1 pseudogene is annotated in these 453 nt (G+C 67.5%); it reads right to left on the reverse strand.

Features of this window, described 5'->3' with window-relative positions:
- Positions 1–453, reverse strand: a pseudogene (locus TN53_RS42380) (phenylacetate--CoA ligase family protein); the annotation flags it as partial.

A 453-nucleotide genomic window follows, 5' to 3' on the forward strand; every position in this document is an offset into this window, starting at 1 on the left:
CTCGCTGCGGTAACGGATCAGCGGGGCGGCCCGGTTGTCCAGGTCGGTGGCGGCCAGCTCACCGAGGTCTCTCTCGGGGACGTCGTGCCAGCCGTGCTCGTCGCTCTCGACACACTCGGCGAAGACGGTGTCCTCCCAGAGGTGGAAGCCGTCGTGCTCGCGGCATTCCCAGGCGGTGCCGGTGTCTGCCGCGCTCGTGTACTCGTAGACGTCGATGCCCCAGTCGTCGTGGATCCGCTCGCGCATCTTCCGGCTGAGGGGCTGCCCGGCGCAGGAGGCGCCCTTGAGGGAGGAGAAGGCCTCCTTCAGATCCGTCTTCTCCGCCAGGTGCTCCAGCTCCACCATCTGCGGATACATCATCTGCAGATAGGCGGGCCGGTAGGTGCGCAGGGCCTCTACGACCTCGTGCATCTTCCCGAGCCAGGTGTCCACCTCGATGACCACCGCGCCGAG

The organism is Streptomyces sp. WM6386 (assembly GCF_000972385.1).
Classification (GTDB): Bacteria; Actinomycetota; Actinomycetes; order Streptomycetales; family Streptomycetaceae; genus Streptomyces.